This is a genomic window from Cellulosimicrobium sp. CpK407 (assembly GCF_051844275.1).
GTDB lineage: Bacteria > Actinomycetota > Actinomycetes > Actinomycetales > Cellulomonadaceae > Cellulosimicrobium > Cellulosimicrobium cellulans_G.
This window is the reverse complement of sequence record NZ_JBGNYC010000044.1, coordinates 16,539-37,962: the sequence shown is the minus strand read 5'-3', so window position 1 is coordinate 37,962 and position 21,424 is coordinate 16,539. Positions and strand designations below refer to the sequence as shown.

25 protein-coding genes are annotated in these 21,424 nt (G+C 75.1%); 9 read left to right on the top strand and 16 right to left on the bottom strand.

The features are described 5' to 3' along the window. Together ABWU78_RS16515 and ABWU78_RS16510 are read left to right on the top strand one after the other, a co-directional pair. On the top strand, positions 1–268 hold a 268-nt coding region (locus ABWU78_RS16515), incomplete at its 5' end, for a hypothetical protein (RefSeq protein ID WP_439158992.1). A gap of 92 nt (positions 269–360) precedes the next feature. After that, on the top strand, positions 361–2,136 hold the full coding sequence (locus tag ABWU78_RS16510) for a SulP family inorganic anion transporter (protein ID WP_439158991.1): 1,776 nt from the start codon (positions 361–363) through the stop codon (positions 2,134–2,136). Positions 2,137–2,182: 46 nt separating this feature from the next. Here ABWU78_RS16510 and ABWU78_RS16505 read toward each other — a convergent pair whose 3' ends face one another. After that, positions 2,183–2,623: a winged helix-turn-helix transcriptional regulator gene (locus ABWU78_RS16505; protein WP_253051002.1), complete on the bottom strand. Its 441-nt coding sequence runs from the start codon at positions 2,621–2,623 to the stop codon at positions 2,183–2,185. A 154-nt stretch (positions 2,624–2,777) separates the two neighbouring features. On the opposite strand from ABWU78_RS16505, the gene ABWU78_RS16500 reads away from it, so the two are divergent. Further along, the gene (locus ABWU78_RS16500; RefSeq protein ID WP_253051000.1) at positions 2,778–3,143 is read left to right on the top strand and encodes a DoxX family protein; all 366 of its coding nucleotides are present in this window, start codon (positions 2,778–2,780) and stop codon (positions 3,141–3,143) included. 78 nt (positions 3,144–3,221) lie between these two features. Here the strand turns inward: ABWU78_RS16500 and ABWU78_RS16495 are convergent, their stop codons facing one another. The 7 genes from ABWU78_RS16495 to ABWU78_RS16465 all read right to left on the bottom strand — a co-directional run bounded on the left by ABWU78_RS16495 (position 3,222) and on the right by ABWU78_RS16465 (position 9,966). Beyond that, positions 3,222–4,082 carry a phosphotransferase gene (locus tag ABWU78_RS16495; protein WP_439158990.1) on the bottom strand — a complete coding sequence of 287 codons (861 nt, stop codon included), beginning with the start codon at positions 4,080–4,082 and terminating at the stop codon, positions 3,222–3,224. Positions 4,083–4,138: 56 nt separating this feature from the next. Then, positions 4,139–4,927, bottom strand: coding sequence for a YidC/Oxa1 family membrane protein insertase (locus tag ABWU78_RS16490; protein ID WP_439158989.1), 789 nt, complete (start codon positions 4,925–4,927; stop codon positions 4,139–4,141). Between the two features lie 122 nt (positions 4,928–5,049). Then, complete coding sequence (locus ABWU78_RS16485) at positions 5,050–5,334, bottom strand: DUF6412 domain-containing protein (RefSeq protein WP_253050995.1); 285 nt, start codon at positions 5,332–5,334, stop codon at positions 5,050–5,052. Positions 5,335–5,374: 40 nt separating this feature from the next. After that, positions 5,375–5,836, bottom strand: coding sequence for a DUF779 domain-containing protein (locus ABWU78_RS16480; RefSeq protein ID WP_439158988.1), 462 nt, complete (start codon positions 5,834–5,836; stop codon positions 5,375–5,377). Between the two features lie 131 nt (positions 5,837–5,967). Next, positions 5,968–7,491: an aldehyde dehydrogenase gene (gene adh / locus ABWU78_RS16475; RefSeq protein ID WP_439158987.1), complete on the bottom strand. Its 1,524-nt coding sequence runs from the start codon at positions 7,489–7,491 to the stop codon at positions 5,968–5,970. 150 nt (positions 7,492–7,641) lie between these two features. Continuing rightward, on the bottom strand, positions 7,642–8,952 hold the full coding sequence (locus ABWU78_RS16470; RefSeq protein WP_439158986.1) for a transcriptional regulator: 1,311 nt from the start codon (positions 8,950–8,952) through the stop codon (positions 7,642–7,644). 60 nt (positions 8,953–9,012) lie between these two features. After that, positions 9,013–9,966, bottom strand: coding sequence for a LysR family transcriptional regulator (locus ABWU78_RS16465; protein WP_439158985.1), 954 nt, complete (start codon positions 9,964–9,966; stop codon positions 9,013–9,015). 103 nt (positions 9,967–10,069) lie between these two features. Between ABWU78_RS16465 and ABWU78_RS16460 the strand changes: the two genes are divergently transcribed. Beyond that, positions 10,070–11,464 carry an aspartate aminotransferase family protein gene (locus ABWU78_RS16460; RefSeq protein WP_439158984.1) on the top strand — a complete coding sequence of 465 codons (1,395 nt, stop codon included), beginning with the start codon at positions 10,070–10,072 and terminating at the stop codon, positions 11,462–11,464. A gap of 12 nt (positions 11,465–11,476) precedes the next feature. On the opposite strand, the gene ABWU78_RS16455 is transcribed toward ABWU78_RS16460, so the two are convergent. Beyond that, on the bottom strand, positions 11,477–12,004 hold the full coding sequence (locus ABWU78_RS16455) for an SAM-dependent methyltransferase (protein ID WP_439158983.1): 528 nt from the start codon (positions 12,002–12,004) through the stop codon (positions 11,477–11,479). Positions 12,005–12,161: 157 nt separating this feature from the next. Between ABWU78_RS16455 and ABWU78_RS16450 the strand changes: the two genes are divergently transcribed. Together ABWU78_RS16450 and ABWU78_RS16445 are read left to right on the top strand one after the other, a co-directional pair. After that, a complete protein-coding gene (locus ABWU78_RS16450) occupies positions 12,162–13,073 on the top strand; it encodes a sulfurtransferase (RefSeq protein WP_141391225.1) in 912 nt (303 codons plus the stop codon). A 169-nt stretch (positions 13,074–13,242) separates the two neighbouring features. Continuing rightward, positions 13,243–13,701: a SufE family protein gene (locus tag ABWU78_RS16445; protein ID WP_439158982.1), complete on the top strand. Its 459-nt coding sequence runs from the start codon at positions 13,243–13,245 to the stop codon at positions 13,699–13,701. Positions 13,702–13,786: 85 nt separating this feature from the next. Here ABWU78_RS16445 and ABWU78_RS16440 read toward each other — a convergent pair whose 3' ends face one another. From ABWU78_RS16440 to eda, 6 genes are all read right to left on the bottom strand, one after another. Continuing rightward, on the bottom strand, positions 13,787–14,785 hold the full coding sequence (locus ABWU78_RS16440; protein ID WP_439158981.1) for a bile acid:sodium symporter family protein: 999 nt from the start codon (positions 14,783–14,785) through the stop codon (positions 13,787–13,789). A 21-nt stretch (positions 14,786–14,806) separates the two neighbouring features. Beyond that, positions 14,807–15,577: an SDR family NAD(P)-dependent oxidoreductase gene (locus ABWU78_RS16435; RefSeq protein ID WP_353707928.1), complete on the bottom strand. Its 771-nt coding sequence runs from the start codon at positions 15,575–15,577 to the stop codon at positions 14,807–14,809. Between the two features lie 25 nt (positions 15,578–15,602). Then, complete coding sequence (locus ABWU78_RS16430) at positions 15,603–16,055, bottom strand: zf-TFIIB domain-containing protein (RefSeq protein ID WP_253050983.1); 453 nt, start codon at positions 16,053–16,055, stop codon at positions 15,603–15,605. A gap of 137 nt (positions 16,056–16,192) precedes the next feature. Then, positions 16,193–16,564 carry a hypothetical protein gene (locus ABWU78_RS16425; RefSeq protein WP_253050982.1) on the bottom strand — a complete coding sequence of 124 codons (372 nt, stop codon included), beginning with the start codon at positions 16,562–16,564 and terminating at the stop codon, positions 16,193–16,195. Positions 16,565–16,745: 181 nt separating this feature from the next. Beyond that, the gene (locus ABWU78_RS16420) at positions 16,746–17,867 is read right to left on the bottom strand and encodes a PfkB family carbohydrate kinase (protein WP_439158980.1); all 1,122 of its coding nucleotides are present in this window, start codon (positions 17,865–17,867) and stop codon (positions 16,746–16,748) included. 3 nt (positions 17,868–17,870) lie between these two features. Continuing rightward, a complete protein-coding gene (gene eda / locus ABWU78_RS16415) occupies positions 17,871–18,530 on the bottom strand; it encodes a bifunctional 4-hydroxy-2-oxoglutarate aldolase/2-dehydro-3-deoxy-phosphogluconate aldolase (protein ID WP_253050980.1) in 660 nt (219 codons plus the stop codon). A gap of 73 nt (positions 18,531–18,603) precedes the next feature. Between eda and ABWU78_RS16410 the strand changes: the two genes are divergently transcribed. Both ABWU78_RS16410 and ABWU78_RS16405 read left to right on the top strand, forming a co-directional pair. Further along, positions 18,604–19,500 carry an IclR family transcriptional regulator gene (locus ABWU78_RS16410; protein ID WP_439158979.1) on the top strand — a complete coding sequence of 299 codons (897 nt, stop codon included), beginning with the start codon at positions 18,604–18,606 and terminating at the stop codon, positions 19,498–19,500. Positions 19,501–19,543: 43 nt separating this feature from the next. Continuing rightward, positions 19,544–19,927 carry a universal stress protein gene (locus tag ABWU78_RS16405; RefSeq protein WP_253050978.1) on the top strand — a complete coding sequence of 128 codons (384 nt, stop codon included), beginning with the start codon at positions 19,544–19,546 and terminating at the stop codon, positions 19,925–19,927. 63 nt (positions 19,928–19,990) lie between these two features. Here the strand turns inward: ABWU78_RS16405 and ABWU78_RS16400 are convergent, their stop codons facing one another. Then, the gene (locus ABWU78_RS16400; protein ID WP_439158978.1) at positions 19,991–20,869 is read right to left on the bottom strand and encodes an NAD(P)H-binding protein; all 879 of its coding nucleotides are present in this window, start codon (positions 20,867–20,869) and stop codon (positions 19,991–19,993) included. 141 nt (positions 20,870–21,010) lie between these two features. Here ABWU78_RS16400 and ABWU78_RS16395 point away from each other — a divergent pair, with 141 nt between their 5' ends. Next, positions 21,011–21,421, top strand: coding sequence for a winged helix-turn-helix transcriptional regulator (locus ABWU78_RS16395; RefSeq protein WP_253050976.1), 411 nt, complete (start codon positions 21,011–21,013; stop codon positions 21,419–21,421). Positions 21,422–21,424: the final 3 nt, after the last annotated feature.

Genomic DNA, 21,424 nt, shown 5'->3' with positions numbered 1-21,424 from the left:
GCACGATCCGCGCGAGCGACCCGTCGTCGCCCGTCACGTCCCCGACGAGGTCGACTTCGGCTTTGTCGGCGAAGACGGCGTCGTCGCCGACGGCCAGTGCGGCGCGGTGCCCGACCCGCTCGTCGGCACGGGCATCATCGGCACCGACGACACCGTGTCGGGCAACGTCTGCCTCGCGGTCCCGGCGGGCGCCGCCGGGCTGTGGACGCTCTCGCTCGAGGGCTACGAGCCCTGGTACCTCACGGCGGACGACCCGCTCGCGAGCTGACCGCCACCGGGGCGCGGGCGCCGCGGCGTTGCTGTGGTCGCCCTGCCTCTGCCGTGCCAGAGTCTCCCCATGGCGCACCCGTGGGAGACCCGATGAGCCCGCGGCCGGTGCGGGCCGCCCGCGCCTGGTGGGACGGCGTCCGGCCCGCCCCGGGGACGTTCTGGCGCTCGGCCGGGGCCGGCGTGCCGGGCGCCGTCGGCGGCGTCCCCGACGGCATGGCGACCGCGACGCTCGTCGGCGTCAACCCGATCCACGGCCTGTACGCGACGGCGATCGGCCGCATCGCGGGTGGTCTCACCGTCGACTCGCGGCTCATGATCGTCACGACGACGAGCGCCGCCGCCCTCGCCGCCGGCTCGGCGCTCGCGGGGGTCGCCGGCGAGGACCGGCTCGCGGCGCTCATCCTCCTCACGACGCTCGCAGGGGCGGTCATGATCGTCGCGGGGCTCGTGGGCCTCGGTCGTCTCACCGGCTTCGTGTCGCACTCCGTGATGACGGGGTTCCTCACCGGCGTCTCCGTCAACATCCTGCTCGGCCAGCTCGACGACCTCACCGGGGCCGACCCGACCGCGTCGCTCGCGGTCGGCCAGGCGTACCAGGTGCTCCGGTCTCCCGGGACGTGGGACCTGCCGACGCTCGTCGTGGGTCTGGGGTCGGTCGTCCTGCTCCTCGCCCTCGGCCGGACGCGGGTCGCCCCGTACGCCGCGGTCGTGGCGCTGGTGGTCTCCGCCGTCGCGGTGTGGGCCCTCGGGGCGACGTCCGTCCAGCTCGTCGGGGACGCGGGCGAGATCCCTGCCGGCCTGCCGTCCCTCGCGCTGCCCGACCTGGGGCTCGTGTCGGTCGACGTCGCCGTGGGGGCGCTCGCGGTGGCGGCGATCGTGCTCGTCCAGGGCGCGGGGGTCGCGGAGTCCGTCCCGAACCCCGGCGGGCGTCGCGCCGACCCGAACCGCAACTTCGTCGGTCAGGGCGTCGCCAACCTCGCGGTGGGGTTCTTCCGCGGGATCCCGGTCGGCGGGTCGGTCGGCCAGACGGCGATCAGCACCGCCGCGGGCGCGCGCGACCGCTGGGCGGGGATCATGTCGGGCGTCTGGGTGCTCGTCGTCCTCGTCGCGCTGTCCGGGCCGGTCGGGGCCGTCCCGTCGGCGACGCTCGCGGCGCTGCTCGCCGTCGCGTCGGTCGGGTCGATCCGGCTCTCGGCCATGGCCACCGCGTGGCGGACGGGCAGCCAGTCCCAGGTCGCGATGTCGACGACGTTCCTCGCCACCCTCCTCCTGCCGGTCGCGGCCGCGGTGGGGATCGGCGCCGCGCTCTCGATCCTCCTCCAGGCGAACCGGGAGTCGCAGGACCTGCGGATCGTCCGCCTCGTCCCCCTGGAGGACGGGCGCTACCGCGAGGAGCCCGCGCCGCGGCGGCTCGACGACGCGACGGTCACCGTGCTCGACGTCTACGGGAGCCTGTTCTACGCCGGTGCCCGCTCGCTCGAGGCCGCGCTCCCGGAGCCCGCGCACGCCCACGACGCCGTCGTCGTGCTGCGCCTGCGCGGACGGGCGAGCCTCGGCGCGACCGCGTTCACCGTGCTCGCGCACTACGCCGACCGGCTCGGCGAGCGCGGCGGGCGGCTGTACGTGAGCGGCGTGGACCCGGACCTGGCGGAGAAGTTCGAGCACGTCATCGACGTGCGCCTGCACGAGCGGATCGCGGTGTACCCGGCACGACCCGTGCTCGGCGAGTCGACCGCGGACGCGATGGCGCACGCCGAGGCGTGGCTCGTGCGCGGCGTCGAGACGGCGCAGATCCCAGTGGTGCGGACGGACGGTCCCGTGAAGCGCCTGTGGTCGCGCGTGCGGTCGATGCTGCACCGCGGGTGACCGCGGCGTCGACGACCGGAGGGCGTCCGACGACGGACCGCTCGCGTCAGCCCGCCGCGGCACCCCGCGCGTCGAACCGGTCGCGGTGGTCACGGATCGTGGTCGTGTTCTCCAGCGCCCACTCGACGAGCGCGAGCACGGGCGGCAGGAGGGTCGCGCCGAGGTCGGTCAGCGCGTAGTCGACGCGCGGCGGCACGACGGCGTGCACCGTGCGGCTCACCAGCCCGTCGCGCTCGAGCTGGCGCAGGTTGAGCGTGAGCATGCGCTGCGAGATCCCGTCGATGCCGTGCAGGAGCTCGGTGAACCGCTGCGGCCCGCCCGAGAGCATGCCCAGGATGAGGACGCTCCACTTGTCCCCGACCCGGTCGAGCACCGAACGCACCTCGCTCGTGGCCTCGGCCGCCGCGCACCCGCCGTCCGCCGGGATGCCGTGCCGCTCCGCGAGCTCGCGCACCACGGGCACGTGGGTGCTCGGCGTCGTGGTCATGGGGGTCTCCGTCTCCAGGGCGTGCGGCTCCGTGTGCCTCTCGCACACGGGTGTGCCTTTTGTAGCGCCACCCATGGTTACCCATCATGTGCCCAGGCACAAAGAGTGACCGGCCGCCCTGGGCCGTCGCCGCCTCCCCTCGAAGGACTCGCGCATGAACGTCGCCCTGTGGATCGCCTCCGGTCTCCTCGCCCTCGCCTTCCTCGGCGCCGGGCTCATGAAGGCCCTGCGCCCGATCCCCGTCCTCCAGGAGCAGATGCGGTGGGTGACGCCGGAGCGCACCGCGGGCGTGCGCGCGATCGGCTGGCTCGAGGTCGCGGGCGCCGTCGGCGTGATCCTGCCCTGGGCGCTCGGCGTCGCGCCGGTCCTCACGCCGGTCGCGGCGGTCGGGCTCGCGCTCACGCAGGTCGGCGCGATCCCGCTGCACGTGCGCCTCGGCGAGGCCAAGGCCGTGCCGGCGAACGTCGTGCTGCTCGCCCTGTCGGTGTTCGTCGCCGTGGGACGGTTCGCCGCGCTCTGAGCCCCGTGCCGCCCCTGGGCGGCGCCTGCTCCACGCGGGACTCGCGCACGAGCGTTCCCCGCCGCGCGAGGGGCACGCTCAGCCCAGCGCGTGCACGAAGTCGACCCGCTGGGCCGCGAACCACGCCTCGTCCTCGCGGATGGCGTCCCCGACGCCGTCGTCCCACATGCGCTGCCAGCCGCCGCCCCGCGTCTGCGCCGCGTGCCGCGTCGCGTACCAGCTCCGCGCGAACCGCTGCGCCAGCACGTCGAGCAACGCGAGCCGCTCCGACCGGTCCAGCCCGTACGCCTCGGTGAGGATGCGCGCGCGCCGCGGCGCGTCGAGGCCCCGCAGGGCCTCCGGCCGCCTCTCGGGCGCGCTCACCGGCGCCCAGTAGCGCAGGGTCGTCGCCACGTCGAGCAGGCGCGTGGTCGGCGCGGCGAGGTCGAAGTCGACCACGCCGACGAGCCGGTGCGGACCCTGCGGGTCCTCGCCCGCCGGGACGAACAGCGCGTTCTCCACCGTGAGGTCGTTGTGCCCGACGACGTCCGGCACGTCGAACACGTCCGGCACCTCCGGGAACTGCACCCGCTCGGGCCACGCGACGCCGTCGGGCAGGACGACGTCGCGCGACACCGCGTGCAGGTCGCGCTGCCACTCGCCGAGCTGGACAAGCACGTCCTCGTCGGCCGCCCAGGCGTGCGGCGGGCGACCGCCCATCTCGCCCGGCAGGAACGTCACGACCTCCCGGCCGTCGTCGTCGACACCGAGGAACCGCGGCGCGCGCTCGAAGCCCGCGCGCTCCAGGTGCAGCAGGTACGCCTCGACCGCCGGGCTGTGCGGGCCGCGCGGACGGCGGACCGTGGCGCCGCGCCGGACGATCCCGTCCGACACGTCACCGCCCAGCAGCGGGACCTCGACGTCGTCCGCGTCGTCGCGGTACGGGAGCAGATCGGTCATACCCGACACCCTCGCACGCGCGGCGGGCCCGTGACCAGGCCCGCCGCGCCGTCGCTCTACGCGACCGCGTCGAACGGGTACCGCCGACGCAGGACGAGCCGCTGCACGAGCGTCCACGTCACCGTCACGAGCAGGTATACCCCCGCGGCGAGCGGGACGAAGCACGCGATCACCGCGGTCATGAACTGCAGAGCACCGAGCGCGTTCTGCAGGGCGGGTCCCGCCGGGGCGCCAGGGGTTCCCGACACGCCGGGGCCGGTCGGCGTCCGGGGCGCGGCGAGGCGCCCGCCGGGCAGGCTGGCCCGACGCGTCAGCTCCCCGACGAGCGCGATCAGGAGCACGACCGCGCCGGCGACAGCGAGGGTCGGGAGGGCCGCCGCACCCGCACCGAGCGAGCCGACGAGGCTCGAACCGAGGGGTGCGCCCCACAGCGTGTGGCCCAGCAGCGCGTTGCCGTGCCCGGCGATCTGCGCGTGGAGGAACAGCGCGTAGACCACGCCGACCACAGGTGCCTGGGCGAGCATCGGCAGGCAGCCGGCGAACGGCGTCGTGCCCTCCGCGGCGTAGAGGTCGAGCGTCGCGCGCTGCAGCTTCTGCGGGTCGTTCCGGTGGCGGCGCTGGAGCTCCGCGAGCCGGGGCGCGAGACGCGCACGGTCACGCTCCGCCTTGGCCTGCGACACGCCCACGGGGACGAGCACGGCGCGGACGGCGAGCGTCAGGAGCACGACGGCCCCGGCGGCGGCCGCTCCTCCGGCGACGGGTTCCAGCAGGTGGGACAGGCCCATCAGGGCACGGTAGGCCGCGTCGAGCACGGTGGAGACGAGCGGGAGGTCGAGCAGGTTCATGGTGGTGTCCTCGGTCGAACGTGCGGGGTACGCGTTCGCCGATCACCCTGCGCCGGCAGGCAGGAGCACGCCCGCGGCGTCGTGCGCGCGGGGTACGGGAGCGGGAGGCCTCGGCCGGGTGATCAGCCGAGGAGACGGCCGGGCGCCCGTGGCCGGGCGCGGCCGGGTGCGTCCGGGTCGCTCTGGGTGACGACCGGCCCGACGTCGACCGTGTCGCGGAGCCGGCCCGCCGGGCGCGCTGCCACGCCGAGCGCGAGCGGGGCGCCCCAGCGTGCGGTGACCACGGCCACGGCCGCGACGAGGGCGGTGGCACCGAGGAGGAAGAGCGTGGCCGTGAGGGTCGACGTGCCGAGCAGGAGCGCGAGCGCCGACGCGACGTCGCGCGCGACGACGAGGAGGTCGTTCATCGCGCCCCTCCTCTCCGGTCCTGGGCGGCCGTGGCCCAGCCTAGGACACGTGGAGCGCCGACCACTCGTCGTCGGTGAGGAGACGCGACCGGATGATGAACCGCACGCCCTCCGGCGCCTCGACGCTGAACCCCGCGCCGCGACCGGGCACGACGTCGATCGTCAGGTGGGTGTGCTTCCAGTACTCGAACTGCGCACGGCTCATCCAGACGGGCACGACGAACCGGCCCGCCGCGCCGTCCGCCCCGGCGGGGCCGTCCGCGCCGGGACCGGGCACGTCGACGACGAGGTCGCCGAGGTGCACGTCGGCGTCGCCGAGCAGGAAGTCGCCCTGCGGGTAGCACATGGGCGACGACCCGTCGCAGCACCCGCCGGACTGGTGGACCATGAGCTCGCCGTGCACCGCGCGCAGCCGCGCGAGCAGCGCCGCCGCGTCGCCGGTGACGGCGACCCGCGCGGGAGCCGAGCCGCCCGCACGGGGCGAGAGAACGTCGTCGGGCACGGGAACCTCCACGTGTCGGGGCCGACCAGGCGATCAAGGCACCCCGACCAGGCGGTCCTGGCTCGTCGGCGTCTCAGGACGAGCCAGGACCACCTGCTCGGCAGCCGGGGGGCGGGCGGGGGGACGGCGGCCTAGAAGAAGCCGAGCTTCTGGGCCGAGTAGGAGACCAGGAGGTTCTTCGTCTGCTGGTAGTGGTCGAGCATCATCTTGTGGTTCTCGCGCCCGACGCCGGAGCCCTTGTACCCGCCGAACGCGGCGGCCGCCGGGTACGCGTGGTAGCAGTTGGTCCACACGCGCCCGGCCTCGATGGTGCGGCCCGCGCGGTAGGCCGTGTTGCCCGACCGCGACCAGACGCCGGCCCCGAGCCCGTACAGGGTGTCGTTGGCGATCGTCATGGCGTCGTCGAAGTCGGAGAAGTCGGTGACGGCCACGACGGGCCCGAAGATCTCCTCCTGGAAGATCCGCATCGAGTTCTTGCCCTCGAAGATCGTGGGCGTCACGTAGTACCCGCCCGCGAGGTCGCCGCCGAGCTCGGCGCGCGTCCCGCCCGTGAGGACCTTCGCGCCCTCCGCCTTGCCGATCTCGATGTACGACAGGATCTTCTCGAGCTGGTCGTTCGACGCCTGCGCGCCGATCATCGTCTCGGTGTCGAGCGGGTTGCCCTGCCGCACCGCCTGCGTGCGCTCGATCGCGTCGCCGAGGAACGTGTCGTAGATCGACGACTGGATGAGCGCCCGCGACGGGCACGTGCACACCTCGCCCTGGTTGAGGGCGAACATCGTGAACCCCTCGAGGGCCTTGTCGTAGAAGTCGTCGCGCGCGTCGGCGACGTCGGAGAAGAAGATGTTCGGCGACTTGCCGCCGAGCTCGAGCGTGACCGGGATGATGTTCTGGCTCGCGTACTGCATGATCAGGCGGCCGGTCGTCGTCTCGCCGGTGAACGCGATCTTGCGGATGCGCGGGCTGGACGCGAGCGGCTTGCCGGCCTCGACGCCGAACCCGTTGACGACGTTCACCACCCCGGGCGGCAGCAGGTCCCCGACGATGTCCATGAGGAAGAGGATCGACGCGGGCGTCTGCTCGGCGGGCTTGAGCACGACGCAGTTGCCCGCCGCGAGCGCCGGGGCGAGCTTCCACACGGCCATGAGGATCGGGAAGTTCCACGGGATGATCTGGCCGACGACGCCGAGCGGCTCGTGGAAGTGGTACGCGATGGTGTCCTCGTCGATCTCGGAGATCGACCCCTCCTGCGCGCGGATCGCGCCGGCGAAGTAGCGGAAGTGGTCGATCGCGAGCGGGATGTCGGCGGCGAGCGTCTCGCGGACGGGCTTGCCGTTCTCCCACGTCTCGGCGACGGCGATCCGCTCGAGGTTCTCCTCCATGCGGTCGGCGATCTTGTTGAGGATGTTGGCGCGCTCGGTCGCGCTCGTGCGGCCCCACGACCGGGCGGCGCCGTGCGCGGCGTCGAGCGCGCGCTCGACGTCGTCGGCGTTCCCGCGGGCGACCTCGGTGAAGGTCCGGCCCGTCACAGGGCTCGGGTTCTCGAAGTACTGCCCGCCGGCCGGCGCGACGTACTCGCCGCCGATCCAGTGGTCGTACCGGGCCTTGTACTCGGCGATCGCCCCGTCCGTGCCGGGGGCTGCGTAGACCGTCATCGTCTGCCTCCTCGCAGTGCTGGCTCGCCGCGCCCCCAGGGAGGCCGGGCGGGAGATGCCCGACGGCGGTGCGCGGCACGGCGCCTCGTCGCGCCGTGGCACGACGCTAGGCGCCCGAGGGTTGCACGACCGTTGCAGCGCTGCGGGCGGTCAGCCCAGGTCGTCGTCGAGGAGGTCGAGGTGGGCGCGCGCGCGGACCCAGCGCGGGCTCCCGGGGTCGGCGAGGCCCTGGAGGAGGGTCCACGCCGTGTGGTCCTCGGCGCCGTCGTCGGTGCGGGTCCAGGCGTCGAGGACGTCGGCGTCGCGCGCGGAGACGGCGGCCGTGCGGAGCTCGGCCGCGAGCTCGGCACGCAGCCGCTCGACGGCGGGCGCGCCGGAGCGCGGGAGGAGCGGCGCGCGATAGGCGGCGATCGCTCCCCGGACGTCGCCGACGGCGAGCAGGTCGCGCACGTCGTCCGCGTCCGTGCGCAGCGGGCGCGCGAGGCGGTACGGGCGGGACCCGGCGAGGAGCGGGCCGGCGACGCGGCGCAGGCGCGAGACCTCGGCGCGCACCGTGACGTCGGAGAGGTGGCCCGGGTGCAGGAGCACGGCGAGCTCGTCCGCGGACAGGCCGCGCGGGTGCACCGCGAGCAGCGCGAGGATCTCGGCGTGCCGCAGGGAGAGGCGGTGCCCGAGGCCGTCCGGGGCGCGGAGGACGGGCGACGACCCGAGCACGAGCAGCTCGGGCGCACCGTCGTGCGGTGGCGCGGGGACGGCCCCGGTGCCGTCGGTCGTCGGCGCCGCCACGCGCTGGGCCAGCTCACGCTCGAGGCTCAGCACCGTGGCGCGCACGAGCGAGAGCACGACGCCCGAGGCGGCCGACTGCCGGCCCGTGACGTCGAGGACGCCGAGGACGCGGCCGGTCCCGGGCTCGTGGATGGGGACCGCCGTGCAGCTGAACGCCTGGACGGGGCGCGAGAAGTGCTCGGCGCCGAGCACCTGCACGGCGCGCCGCGCGGCGAGCGCGGTGCCGGGCGCGTTCGTCCCGACGCGCTCCTCGCGCCACACCGACCCCTCGACGAACCCGACGCGCTCGACGGCGTCCCGCAGGGAGCGGCTGCCCTCGACCCACAGGAGCCGGCCCGCGTCGTCGGACACCGCGACGGCCAGGCCGTCGTCGGCCGCGGCGTCGACGACGAGCTCGCGCACCACCGGCATGACGGACGCCAGCGGGTGGGCGTCGCGGTAGGCGACGAGGTCGTCGTGGGCGAGCCCGGAGCCGGTGCGCGGACCCTCGGGGTCGACGCCGCTGTGCACGGACCGGCGCCACGAGTCGGCCACCACGGGGTGGATGCCGGGCGGGAGCACACCGTCGACGAGGAAGGAGCGATAGGCGGCACGGACCGAGCGGGCGTCGCGGCGCGCGTCGGGGCGGCGCGGGTGCGCGTCCGAGCGCAGCGGCGGTGCGAGAGTGCGCGGCACGGGACCTCCCACGTCGTCGTGCGGTGCTGGGGCCCAGTGTAGGGCGCGCCCGTCGGCCCGCTACCGCGCGGCCGGGGCGGGCGCCCCGCCGCCCACGGTCGCGGCGGCCGCGACGCGGCGCAGCCCGGCGAGGACGACGCTCGTCGCCGCGGTGGGCGGGGCACCCCGGCGCACGGCGGCGTAGACCGGTCGCGTCCGGGGCACCCGCAGCGGGCGCGCGACGACGTCGTAGCGCGGGTCGACGGCGAGGCCCGGCAGCAGCGCGACGGACAGGCCCGCCTCGACGTGGGCGAGCAGCAGCTCGTAGCTGGGGAGCCGTGCGACGACGCGCGGCTCGAACCCGGCGTCGCGGCAGGCGCTCTCGACGAGGGTCGAGAGGTACCGGCCGGGCAGGTCCGCGGCCCAGCGCGCGTCGGCGAGGTCGGCGAGGTCGACCGGGCCCTCCCCCACCACCGTCCCCGCCGGGGCGTCCGCCGACGCGTCGGTCGGCGTGACGAGGACGACCGGGTCCTCGAGCAGCGGGACGGTCGCGACGTCGGGACCCGCGAGCCGCGCGCCGTCGAGCAGGTCGGCGGTCACCGCGACGTCGACGTCCGCGCGGCGCAGGGCCGGACCGCTCTCGCGCGGGTCGAGCTCGACGACCTCGACCCGGACCCGGGGGTGCTCGGCGGCCAGCCGTCGCGCGAGCGGGATCACGAGGGCGCGCACGGCGCTCGAGAACGCCGCGACCCGGACGACCCCGGCGGGCTGCCCGTCGGGGTGGGCGAGCTCCGCCTCCGCGAGCGCCATCTGGTCGAGGATCACGCGTGCGTGCCGGGCGAGGGTGCGGCCGGCGGGCGTGAGGCGCACGCGCCGCCCGGTCCGCTCGACGAGGCGCGCCCCGGTCTCCGCCTCGAGCGCCGCGAGCTGCGCGGAGACCGCGGACGGGCTGAGGTGCAGGGACGCGCCGACCGCGCGCACGGTCCCGAGGCTCTCGAGCCGGGCGAGGATCTGCAGCCGGGCGGCGTTGAGCACGTGGTCCTCCGTCCCGGTCGGCTCCCGTTGTGCGTCTTCTCCGCACAGACTGTACGCGAACTCGTGCTGTACGTGCACAAGGCGACGTCCCTACGCTCGGGACATGGCTGCCGTCCCGTCCCCCGCCGTCGCCTCGTCGACCCCCTCGGTCCCGTCCCTGACCCCGTCCGCGGCGCTCGACGCCGCGACGTTCTGGGCCGACGCCGACCGGCACCTCGTGCGGTACGGAGGGCCCTTCACGCCGGAGATCGTCGAGAGCGCGTCGGGCAGCTTCGTCACGACGGCCGACGGCCGCCGGGTCCTCGACTTCACGTCGGGCCAGATGAGCGCGATCCTCGGGCACAGCCACCCGGCGATCGTCGAGACGGTGCGGAACCAGGTCGGGACGCTCGACCACCTCTTCTCCGGGATGCTCTCGCGCCCGGTCGTCGACCTCGCCCGCCGGCTGGCGGCCACGCTGCCCGACCCGCTCGAGAAGGTCCTGCTCCTCACGACCGGCGCCGAGTCCAACGAGGCGGCGATCCGCATGGCGAAGCTCGTCACGGGCCGGCACGAGGTCGTCTCGTTCGCCGGGTCGTGGCACGGCATGACGCACGCCGCCGCCGCGGCGACGTACAGCGCGGGGCGCCGCGGGTACGGCCCGACGGCGCCCGGCAACCTCGTCATCCCCGTGCCCAACGCGTACCGCCCCGACCACGTCACCCCCGACGGCGGCCACGACTGGCGCCGCCAGCTCGACCTCGCGTTCGACCTCGTGGACGTGCAGTCCACGGGCAGCCTCGCGGCGTGCATCGTCGAGCCGATCCTCAGCTCGGGCGGGATCGTCGAGCTGCCGCCGGGCTACCTGGCGGCGCTGCGCGACAAGTGCCACGAGCGCGGGATGCTGCTCGTCCTCGACGAGGCGCAGACCGCGCTGTGCCGGACCGGCTCCTGGTACGCCTTCGAGGGCCGCGACGGCGAGGAGCCGGTGGTGCCGGACATCCTCACGGTCTCGAAGACGCTCGGCGCGGGTCTGCCGCTCGCGGCCGTCGTCACGAGCGCCGAGATCGAGGAGCGCGCGCACGAGCGCGGCTTCCTGTTCTTCACGACGCACGTCTCCGACCCCCTGGTCGCGGCGGTCGGGAACACCGTCCTCGACGTGCTCGAGGCGGAGCAGATGGACGCCCGCGTGCGCGTGCTCGGCGACCGCCTGCGCGCCGGGCTGCTCGACCTCCAGGAGCGCCACGCCACGGTCGGCGACGTGCGCGGGCGGGGCCTGCTCCAGGGCATCGAGCTCGTGCTCGACCGCGAGACGAAGGAGGGCGCCGACGCGCTCGGCGCCCTCGTCACCCGGCGGGCGCTGGACCTCGGGCTCCACATGAACGTCGTGCAGCTCCGGGGCATGGGCGGCGTGTTCCGCATCGCGCCGCCGCTCACGGTGAGCGACGAGGAGCTCGACCTCGGGCTCGACCTCCTCGACCGCGCGCTCGGCGAGGCGGAGCGCGAGCTGCTCGGCTGAGCCGCTCCCGGGTCACCACCCGGCGCGCGAGCGTCGGGCCCCGACGGCCACCACGCCCTCGCGCACGACGACCGGCGCGCCCAGCCCGGGGACGGCGAGCGACGCGCGGACGCCGTCGAGGACGCGGCCGTCGTCTCCGCCCGGCGTCTCGTAGACCAGCCAGAGCGCGCCGCCCGGGACGAGCAGGGCCGCGAGCGCGCTCGCCTCCGTGCACGCCGAGCGGGTCCAGAAGACGTTGACGTTCACCGCGAGGACGACGTCGAACGGGCCACCGACGGTGTCGGCGAGGTCAGGGTCCGTGACGTCCCCCTGCCGCACGACGAGCCGGCCGCGGTCGACCGCGGCGCGGTTGCGGGCCGTCGTGCGAGCGACGGCCGTCGCGGACCGGTCGACCGCGACGTAGCGCACACCGGGGTGGCGCGCGAGGACCAGCTCGGCGGCCGCGCCGGGCCCCGGCCCGATCTCGAGCACGACCTCGTCGCCGCGCAGGTCGAGCAGCGCGACGGCACGCTGGACCCGGTCCGGGACGACGCCGACCACGGGTCCAGTCTGACGGGGTGCGAGCCCGTCGGCAGCCTGCGTTTACACCGTCTCAGCATGCGCGACGGGCCTTCCGTGATGCGGACAGCCGACCTAGCCTGACGATCGGACGGACCACCACCTCGGACACCCCAGCTCCCGCCGCACGGAGGACACCATGCCCGCACCGCTCGACACCACCGAGAAGATCACCCAGTACGCCCACCCCGACCGCCTCGTGAGCACGGACTGGCTCGCCGAGCACCTCGGTCAGCCGGGCATCGTCGTCGTCGAGTCCGACGAGGACGTGCTGCTCTACGAGACCGGTCACATCCCCGGTGCGGTGAAGATCGACTGGCACACCGACCTCAACGACCCGGACACGCGCGACTACATCGACGGCAAGGGCTTCGCCCAGCTCCTCGGCGGCAAGGGCATCGGTCGTGACACGACGATCGTCGTCTACGGCGACAAGAACAACTGGTGGGCCGCGTACGCCGCGTGGGTCTTCACGCTGTTCGGCCACGAGGACGTGCGCCTGCTCGACGGCGGCCGCGGCAAGTGGATCGCGGAGGGCCGCGAGGTCACGACGGACGTCCCCGCGCCGGAGGCCGTCGAGTACCCGGTCGTGGAGCGCGACGACGTGACGATCCGCGCGTTCAAGGAGGACGTCCTCGCGCACATCGGCAACGGCCCGCTCGTCGACATCCGCTCCCCGCAGGAGTACACGGGCGAGCGCCTGCACATCCCGGACTACCCGGAGGAGGGCGTGCTGCGCGGCGGCCACATCCCGACGGCGCGCAACGTGCCGTGGGCGACGGCGGTCGCCGAGGACGGCACCTACAAGTCCCGCGAGCAGCTCGAGGCGATCTACCAGGAGGGCGGCCTCGGCCTCGCGACGGACGACGAGGTCGTCACGTACTGCCGCATCGGCGAGCGCTCGAGCCACACGTGGTTCGCGCTGACCTACCTGCTCGGGTTCGACAAGGTCCGCAACTACGACGGCTCGTGGACCGAGTGGGGCAACGCCGTGCGCGTGCCGATCGTCAAGGGCGAGGAGGCCGGCGAGGCTCCCGCGTCGCTCAACTGACGCACCGCTCGCACCTCACGCCCGGCGTGCCCGACGGCGCGCGGCCGGCCCCTCGTGGGCCCGCCGCGCGCCGTCGGCGTCTGCCGCCGGGCATACGGCGAGCGCGTCGGGCGTTCCGCACGGTGGGACCAGGTCCCGGCCGCACGCCCCCGATGCAAGGATCGACACCATGAGCTCCTCGTCCGACGCCTCGTCCCTGCCCGCGGCCCTCGCGGAGATCCGCGAGGACTTCCTCGCGCTGCCGGAGCGCGAGCGCCTCCAGCTCCTGCTCGAGTTCGCGAACGAGCTGCCCGACCTCCCGGAGCGCTACGCGAGCGCGCCCGGTCTGCTCGAGCGCATCGAGGAGTGCCAGTCGCCCGTGCGCGCGTTCGCGGAGGTCGACGACGACGGCGTCGTGCACTTCTTCGCGACCGCGCCCGCCGAGGCGCCGACGACGCGCGGGTTCGCGTCGATCCTCGCGCAGGGGCTGTCGGGCCTGACGGTGCAGGAGGTGCTCGACGTGCCGGACGACTACCCCATGTCGATCGGCCTCACGCGGGCCGTGAGCCCGCTGCGCATCGGCGGCATGAACGGCATGCTCACGCGCGCCAAGCGCCAGGTCCGCGAGCAGGTGGCCGAGCGCCCCTGACCGGAGGTTCGCACCAGCACCGGCCGAGCATGCGGTTGCGGCCCGTCCGGACGTCCTGACGAGACGCGACGTCACGCTCGGCGCGTCAGTCGCGGAGCGCGAGGCGGCGCGCGAGGCGGCGCGCGAGGACCGCGCAGACGACGAGCTGGAGCTGGTGGAACACGATCACCGGGACGGCGACGACGCCCGCGACGGCGACGGGGAACAGCACGCTCGCCATCGGCAGGCCCGTGGCGAGCGACTTCTTGGACCCGCACATGAGGAGCGCGACCCGGTCCTCGGTCGAGAGCCGCAGGGCCGCCCCACCCCACCAGGTGAGCGCGAGCATCGCCGCGAGGACGAGCGCGCTCACGACGAGCAGCGCGACGATCGACCAGCCGGACACGCTCGACCACACGCCCGCCGAGGACGCGGCGGCGACGGCGCCGAACACGACGACGAGGATCGTGCCGCGGTCGACGCCGAGCGTGAGCCAGCGCCGCGCGCGGACCCAGTCCCCGACCCACGGCTGCAGGAGCTGCCCGACGACGAACGGCAGCAGAAGCTGGAGCAGCACCGTGCGCAGGCCGCCGAGCCCGCCCGTGGGACCGTCGGCTCCCCCGGCAGCGCCGCCGGGACCGCTCATGAGCCAGAGCACGAGCAGCGGTGTGACGATCATCCCGGCGACGTTCGAGACGGTCGCCCCGCAGATCGCCCCGGCGACGTTGCCGCGCGCGACCGACGTGAACGCGACGGACGACTGCACGGTCGAGGGCAGCAGGGACAGGTAGAGCACGCCCGCGGCGAGCGGCGCCCCGACGAGCGGCTCGATCGCCCACGCCGTGACGAGCCCGAGCACCGGGAAGACGACGTACGTCGCCGCGAGGATCCCGCCCTGGAGGCGCCAGTTCCGCAGTCCCGCCCACACCTCGCGCGTGGACAGGCGCATGCCGTAGACGAGGAAGAGGACCGTGACCGCGACGTCCGCGACGACGTCGACCACGCGCTGCGCGCCCGGCCCCACCGGCACGACGAGCCCGAGCACGAGCACGACGAGCAGCGTGACGACGAACGGGTCGACCCACCTGCTCAGGACTGCACGCACGGGGACCGAGCCTAGCCCGGGTCAGAACAGGGTGTAGCCGCCGTCGACCGTCACGACCGCGCCGGTCATGAAGCTCGAGGCCGCGCTCGCGAGGAACACGACGGGCGGGCCGATCTCCTCGGGCTCGGCCCAGCGCCGCATCGCGGCGGGCGCGACGCAGTCGTCGTAGTACTCGGGCTGGTCGACGGGCGACGCCTCGGTGCGCACGTACCCGGGCGCGACGGCGTTGACGCGGATGCCGTGCGGCGCCCACTCGGCGGCGAGGCCCTTGGTGAGCTGGTGCACCGCCGCCTTGGACGCGAGGTAGGCGGGCTGCCAGCGCGGCCGGTTGACGATCGACGCCGACATCGAGCCGACGTTGACGATCGTCCCCGGACGCCCGTCGGCGACCAGGGCGCGGGCCACCGCGCGCGAGCAGTACCAGACGCCGTCGAGGTTCGTCGCGAGCGTGCGGTGCCACACGTCGTCGTCGATCTCGAGCGCCGCCCCGCCGATCGAGATCCCCGCGTTGTTGACGAGCACGTCGACCGTCCCGAGGTCCGCGGCCGCGCGCCCGACGACGTCGTCGACCTGCGCGCGGTCCGTCACGTCGAGCGCGTACCCGCGCGCGTCGATCCCGTCCGCCCGCAGCGCGGCGGCCGCGTCCTGCGCGGCCCGCGTCGTGGTCGCGGTGAGCGCGACCCGCGCCCCGGCCTCGCCGAGCGCGTGGGCGACGGCACGCCCGATTCCCCGGCTCCCGCCGGTGAGCAGGGCCGTGCGGCCGACGAGCGAGAACGAGTCGAGGACGGTCACGCGGGACAGTCGACCACGGGCCGCGTCAGAAGTCGAAGAGGTCCTCGAGCCACGACTCCTTCTTCTTCCGCTTGCGGTAGCGAGGGTCGTAGCCGTCGCGCCCGTCGTAGCGCCGGTCGCGGTCGTCGCGGTAGCGGTCGTCGCGGTAGCGGTCGTCGCCGTACTGGTCGTTCCGGTAGCGGTCGCGGTCGTCATACCGGCGGTCGTCGCGGCGCTCGCCGTAGCCGGGCGTGCCGTAGTCCGCGGCGGGCGCCGGCGGGTACGACGTCGGGGCGGGGGCGGCCGGGGACCCGACCGGGGCCGCCGCAGCGGCCGGACCCGCGGCCTCGGCGGCGATCTCGCTCTCCAGCGAGCGGTCGATGATCTTGTCGAGCTCCCCGCGGTCGAGCCACACGCCGCGGCACGTCGGGCAGTAGTCGATCTCCACGCCCTTGCGCTCCGTCATGACGAGCACGGTCTGGTCGGTGGGGCACAGCATGAGGTCCTCCGCTCGGGTGGGCGTCGTCCGTCCGACTCGCGGCACGGGTGCTGGCAGTCCAACGCGCCACGTACCCGGAGGGTTCCCGCGGCCGGGGTGCGCGCGGACCGCCCGGGCTGCCGCGGCGGCGCCGCGCCTCAGCCCTCGTCCGCCGCGAGCTGCTCGCGCAGCTCCTCGACGAGGTGCCGCTCGTCGTCGAGGGCCGCGAGCGCGTCCGCGAGCAGGGGCAGCGCCTCGGCGCCCGCGAGGAACCGGGCCGCACCGGCGTCGTCGTGCAGCCGCAGCGCGAGCTCGGCGCGCAGGACGAGCGCGCGGAACCGGAGGGGCTCCGAGACGGTGCGGGCACGGACGCCCTCGGCGTCGAACGCGCGGTCGAGCACCCGGGCGGCCCCGGCGGCGTCCCCCGCGCCCCGCAGGATCCGCGCGTGCTCGACGGCTCGGGCCAGGTCGGGAGCGGGATCGACGCGCCGTCGAGGCAGGTTCGGCGCGAACGACTCGCGTCCCGACACGTCCACCTCCCGAGCTGCCCCCACGACCGCTCGACCACCCTAACCCCGGCCCGCGCGCGCTGCCCGAGATGCCCCGAACGCGGAGAACGGGCGACCTGGCGCCCCACGCCGGAGACCGCGGACGCGGCACGGGGCATCGACCGACCGGCCGACGCCCCGTGCCGCGCTCTCGCGACCCCGGTCAGCGCTGGACGCGCGCGCTGCCGCCCGAGGCCAGCTTGCGCACCTCGGCGAGCGACGCCGTCGACGTGTCGCCCGGCGTCGTCATGGCGAGGGCGCCGTGCGCGGCGCCGTACTCGACCGCCTCGTGGATCGAGCCGAGCTCCATGAGCCCGTACGCGAGGCCCGACGCGAACGAGTCGCCGCCGCCCACGCGGTCGAGGATCTCCAGGCCGGGGCGGTGCGTCGCCTCGGCGAAGCCCTGGACGCGCGACCACGCGACGGCGCCCCAGTCGTTGACGGTCGCGGTCCTCACGCCGCGCAGCGTCGTCGCGACGACCTGGAAGTTGGGGTACTCCTCGGCGGCCCGCGCGATCATCGCGCGGAAGGCTCCGGTGTCGAGGTCGGTGAGGTTCTCGTCGACGCCCTCCACCTCGAAGCCCAGCGAGGCCGTGAAGTCCTCCTCGTTGCCGATCATCACGTCGACGTAGCGGGCCAGGCGGCGGTTGACCTCCTGCGCGCGCTCGACGCCGCCGATGCCCGTCCAGAGCGAGGGACGGTAGTTGAGGTCGTAGGACACGATCGTGCCGTGCCGACGCGCGGCGGCCATGGCCGCCTCCGCGACGTCCGCGGACGACTCGGACAGCGCGGCGAAGATGCCGCCCGTGTGGAACCAACGGACGCCGCTGCCGAACACGTCGTCCCAGTCGACGTCGTCGGGCCGGAGCTGGGCGATCGCCGTGTTGCCGCGGTCGGAGACGCCGACCGCGCCGCGCACGCCGAAACCGCGCTCGGTGAAGTTGAGCCCGTTCCGCACGGTGCGGCCGATGCCGTCGTACTCGCGCCACTGCACCCAGCACGTGTCGAGGCCGCCGGTGAGCATGAGGTCCTCGACGAGGCGGCCGACCTCGTTGTCCGCGAGCGCGGTGACGACGGCGCCGCGCAGGCCGAAGGCACGGCGCAGCCCGCGCGCGACGTTGTACTCGCCGCCGCCCTCCCACGCGTCGAAGCTGCGGGCGGTCTTGATGCGGCGCTCGCCCGGGTCGAGGCGGAGCATGACCTCGCCGAGGGCGACGACGTCGTAGGCGCACTCGTCCGCGGGTCGGAGAGCGAGCGGGGGCTGGTTCCGGGTCGTGTCGGGCACGGGTCAGGCTCCTTCGGCGGGGTGGGGGGCCGTCGCGGCGAGCTCGACGGCCTCGCGCGTGCGGCGGGTGATCTCGGCGGTGTCCCCCGCGCGCACGAGCGCGGCGTCGACCATCCAGGAGCCGCCGGCCGCGAGCACCGACGGCAGCGCGAGGTAGTCGAGCAGGTTGGCGGCGCTCACACCGCCGGTCGGGACGAAGCGCAGGCCCGGGAAGGGCGCGGAGAACGCCTTGACGGCCGCGGGGCCGCCGACGACGTTCGCCGGGAAGAGCTTCACGGCGTCGAGGCCGAGGTCGAGCGCGGCGATGACGTCCGACGGCGTCGCGACCCCGGGCAGGACCGGCACCCCGAGCTCCTGCGCACGACGCACGACGGCGGCCGAGAGCCCGGGCGAGACGAGGAACCGCGCCCCGGCCTCGACGGCCTCGTCGACCTGGGCCGCGTTGACCACGGTCCCCGCGCCGACGAGCACGTCCGGCACCTCGCGCGCGACCGCCTCGATCGCGGCGCGGGCACCCGCGGTGCGGAAGGTGACCTCCGCGACCGGCAGCCCGCCGTCGCGCAGCGCGGTCGCGACGAGCACGCCCTGCGCCGCGTCGTCGACGACGACGACCGGCACGACGCGGGCACGCGCGATCGTCTCGATGGGTCCGTGGGATGACATCCTCGCTCCGTTTCGCTATGGTGAACGCCTGTTGTTCACTACGGAACGTACTCTAGGCGAAGGAGCCACGACGATGGAAGCCGGGAGCACGGCGTCCCCCCTGCCGGAGGGCAGCGAGCACGCGGCGGGCGGGCACGCCGCGAGCCCGCTCGGGAGCGTCGACAAGGCGCTGACCGCGCTCGAGGCGCTCGCCACGGCCGGCCCCGGCGGGGTGGCCCTCGGCGACCTCGCACGCTCGCTCGGGCTGCACAAGGCCTCGCTGCACCGCACGCTCGCGGCGCTGCGCCACCGGGGCTACGCCGAGCAGGACGCCACGACGGGCGACTACCGGCTGGGCCCCGCGGCGACCGCGCTCGCGACGGTGTACCTCGGCGAGGAGAACCTGCCCGCGCTCCTGCACCCGGTGCTCGTCGCGGTCTGCCGGGCGACGGACGAGCTCGTGCACCTCGGCGCCCTCGCCGGGACCGAGATCGTCTACCTCGACAAGGTCGAGCCCGCGCGCGCCGTGCGCGTCTGGTCGGCCGTCGGCCGACGTCGCCCCGCGGCCACCACGGCCCTGGGGCGCGCGCTGCTGGCCCACCGCGCCCTGGACGACGCCGCCCTCGCCTGGTACGCGGCGGCCGCCCCCGACGAGCACCCCGTCACCGCGGCCGCGCTCCGCGCGACGTGCGACGCGACCCGTGCGAGCGGGTTCGCGACCGAGACGGAGGAGAACGAGCCGGGCATCAGCTGCGTCGCCCTGCCCGTGCTGCGCGACGGCCAGTCCGTCGCCGCGGTGAGCGTCACCGCGCCCGCCGAGCGGCTCGGGGCGCGCCGGCGCCGGGAGATCGAGGCGGTCCTGCGCGAGGTCGTCCCGCCGCTGCTGCCGCCGACGCTCACCGTGCCGGAGGCCGTGCTCGGTCGGCCCGGTCGACCCGGAGGTCCCGTCGCGGGGGGACCGCGTCGACCGGCGACGCCCGCAGGGCTGTGAGAGAGTTCAACCGCAGCACGACGGAATGACGGAAGGGCCCGCGATGACCGTCCTCGTGGCGTACAACGACTCCCCGCAGGGCGAGACCGCGTTCCGGGCGGCCGTCGCCGAGGCGGTCCACCGCTCGACCGCCCTCGCGGTCCTCGTCCTCACCCCGCAGGACGCCGACGCGGGGGTCCCCGCGACCCTCGCGCACCTGCTCGACACGCTTCCCGCCGAGGTCGCCCGCCCCGAGATCTCCTACCGCTCGGAGCACCTCGACCCCGCCGAGGCGATCATCGACGCGGCCGAGCGCACCGGCCCCGACCTCGTCGTCGTGGGCGCGCGCAAGCGGTCGCCGGTCGGCAAGTTCCTCCTCGGCAGCACCACGCAGCGCGTGCTCCTCGACTCGCCCGTCCCGGTGCTCGTCGTCAAGGCGTCGCACTGACGCCCTCCTGACGGGTGCCGCGACGTGGCCTCCCGGCACCCCGGACGGCCACGTCGCGACCTCTCAGTCCTGTTCGACGGCGGCGCGCAGCCCGTCGACCAGCGGGGTCGTCGAGCGGCCCAGCAGGCGCGCGAGCTCCCCCGACGTCTCGGCGAGCAGCCCGTCGCGGATGTTGCCGTCCAGCGCGACGACGAACCCGGCGGTGCCCTCGTCCAGTCCAGCCCCCAGCAGGAGCGCCCGGTGCTCGTCGGGGCTCACGCGCCGGTAGGTGACGGGGCGCCCGAGCACCTCGGCGGCTGCGGCGGCGAGGTCGTCGAACGTCCACGCGACGTCGCCGCTCAGCTCGTAGACGGCCCCCGCGTGCGCGGAGGCGTCCGCCTGCGCGGCGAGGGCGACGACTGCCGCGGCCTCGGCGTAGTCCGCACGGGTCGCGCTCGCGACCCGACCGTCGCCGACGCTCGACACGATCTCGCCGGACTCGCGGGCGCCCACGACGTCGCCGACGTAGTTCTCCGTGTACCAGTTGTTCCGCAGGATCGTGGTCGCCAGGCCCGAGGCGGCCAGGATCTCCTCCGTGGCCTTGTGCTCGGGCGCGAGGACGAGCGCGGAGGTCGTCGCGTGCGGGGCGCTGGTGTAGATCACGCGGGAGACGCCGGCCGCGACGGCCGCCTCGACGACGTTGCGGTGCTGCGGGACCCGCTGCCCCACCTCGGAACCCGACACCAGCACGAGCACGTCGACGCCCGCGAGCGCCGCGGCGAGCGTCTCCGGGCGCGCGTAGTCGGCCTCGCGTACCTGGACACCACGGTCGGCGAGGTCGGCGACCTTGGTGGTGGTCCGCGCGGCGGCGACCACCTGGGACGGGTCCGCGCCGTGGGCGAGGAGGGACTCGACGACGAGGCGGCCGAGGTGGCCGCTGGCTCCGGTGACGGCGATGGACATGCGAGGGCTCCTTCGGTGCGTGGGCACGACCGGTCGGCCGCGCCCTCCCAGGATGCACTTACTTTTCGTAAGTGCCAACTCTGAGAGCGCGCGTTCTATCTCACAGTGCCGTTCTCTGGGTGGTCGCCGTATCCTGGGTCGATGACGACCGACGCCCGCCCCGCGGAGGACACCGGACCCACCGACGCGATGGTGGCCGACGTCTTCCAGCGCGGCTGCACGTCGCGACACGTCCTCGAGACCGTCACCGGACGCTGGGGCGTGCTCACGGTCGCCGGCCTGCGCGACGGCGCGGTGCGCTTCAACGCGCTGCGGCGCCGCATCGACGGCGTCAGCGAGAAGATGCTCGCCCAGACCCTCCAGTCCCTCGAGCGCGACGGCATCGTCGTGCGCGAGGTGCGCGCGACCATCCCGCCGCACGTCGAGTACTCCCTCACCGACCTCGGGCGCCGCGTCGCCGACAGCCTCACGGGGCTGCTCGACGTCCTCGAGGGCTCGGTCGCGGAGGTGACGGCGTCCCAGCACGCGTACGACGCGCGCCGGGACGCCTGACGC

Coding starts and splice junctions, on each gene's coding strand:
- ABWU78_RS16495 (WP_439158990.1), bottom strand. CDS start 4,082: ATGACCGATCTGCTCCCGTACCGCGACGACGCGGACGACGTCGAGGTC.
- ABWU78_RS16505 (WP_253051002.1), bottom strand. CDS start 2,623: ATGACCACGACGCCGAGCACCCACGTGCCCGTGGTGCGCGAGCTCGCG.
- ABWU78_RS16410 (WP_439158979.1), top strand. CDS start 18,604: ATGGAAGCCGGGAGCACGGCGTCCCCCCTGCCGGAGGGCAGCGAGCAC.
- ABWU78_RS16430 (WP_253050983.1), bottom strand. CDS start 16,055: ATGCTGTGCCCCACCGACCAGACCGTGCTCGTCATGACGGAGCGCAAG.
- ABWU78_RS16490 (WP_439158989.1), bottom strand. CDS start 4,927: ATGAACCTGCTCGACCTCCCGCTCGTCTCCACCGTGCTCGACGCGGCC.
- eda (WP_253050980.1), bottom strand. CDS start 18,530: ATGTCATCCCACGGACCCATCGAGACGATCGCGCGTGCCCGCGTCGTG.
- ABWU78_RS16400 (WP_439158978.1), bottom strand. CDS start 20,869: ATGTCCATCGCCGTCACCGGAGCCAGCGGCCACCTCGGCCGCCTCGTC.
- ABWU78_RS16500 (WP_253051000.1), top strand. CDS start 2,778: ATGAACGTCGCCCTGTGGATCGCCTCCGGTCTCCTCGCCCTCGCCTTC.
- ABWU78_RS16395 (WP_253050976.1), top strand. CDS start 21,011: ATGACGACCGACGCCCGCCCCGCGGAGGACACCGGACCCACCGACGCG.
- ABWU78_RS16510 (WP_439158991.1), top strand. CDS start 361: ATGAGCCCGCGGCCGGTGCGGGCCGCCCGCGCCTGGTGGGACGGCGTC.
- ABWU78_RS16445 (WP_439158982.1), top strand. CDS start 13,243: ATGAGCTCCTCGTCCGACGCCTCGTCCCTGCCCGCGGCCCTCGCGGAG.
- ABWU78_RS16405 (WP_253050978.1), top strand. CDS start 19,544: ATGACCGTCCTCGTGGCGTACAACGACTCCCCGCAGGGCGAGACCGCG.
- adh (WP_439158987.1), bottom strand. CDS start 7,491: ATGACGGTCTACGCAGCCCCCGGCACGGACGGGGCGATCGCCGAGTAC.
- ABWU78_RS16485 (WP_253050995.1), bottom strand. CDS start 5,334: ATGAACGACCTCCTCGTCGTCGCGCGCGACGTCGCGTCGGCGCTCGCG.
- ABWU78_RS16460 (WP_439158984.1), top strand. CDS start 10,070: ATGGCTGCCGTCCCGTCCCCCGCCGTCGCCTCGTCGACCCCCTCGGTC.
- ABWU78_RS16450 (WP_141391225.1), top strand. CDS start 12,162: ATGCCCGCACCGCTCGACACCACCGAGAAGATCACCCAGTACGCCCAC.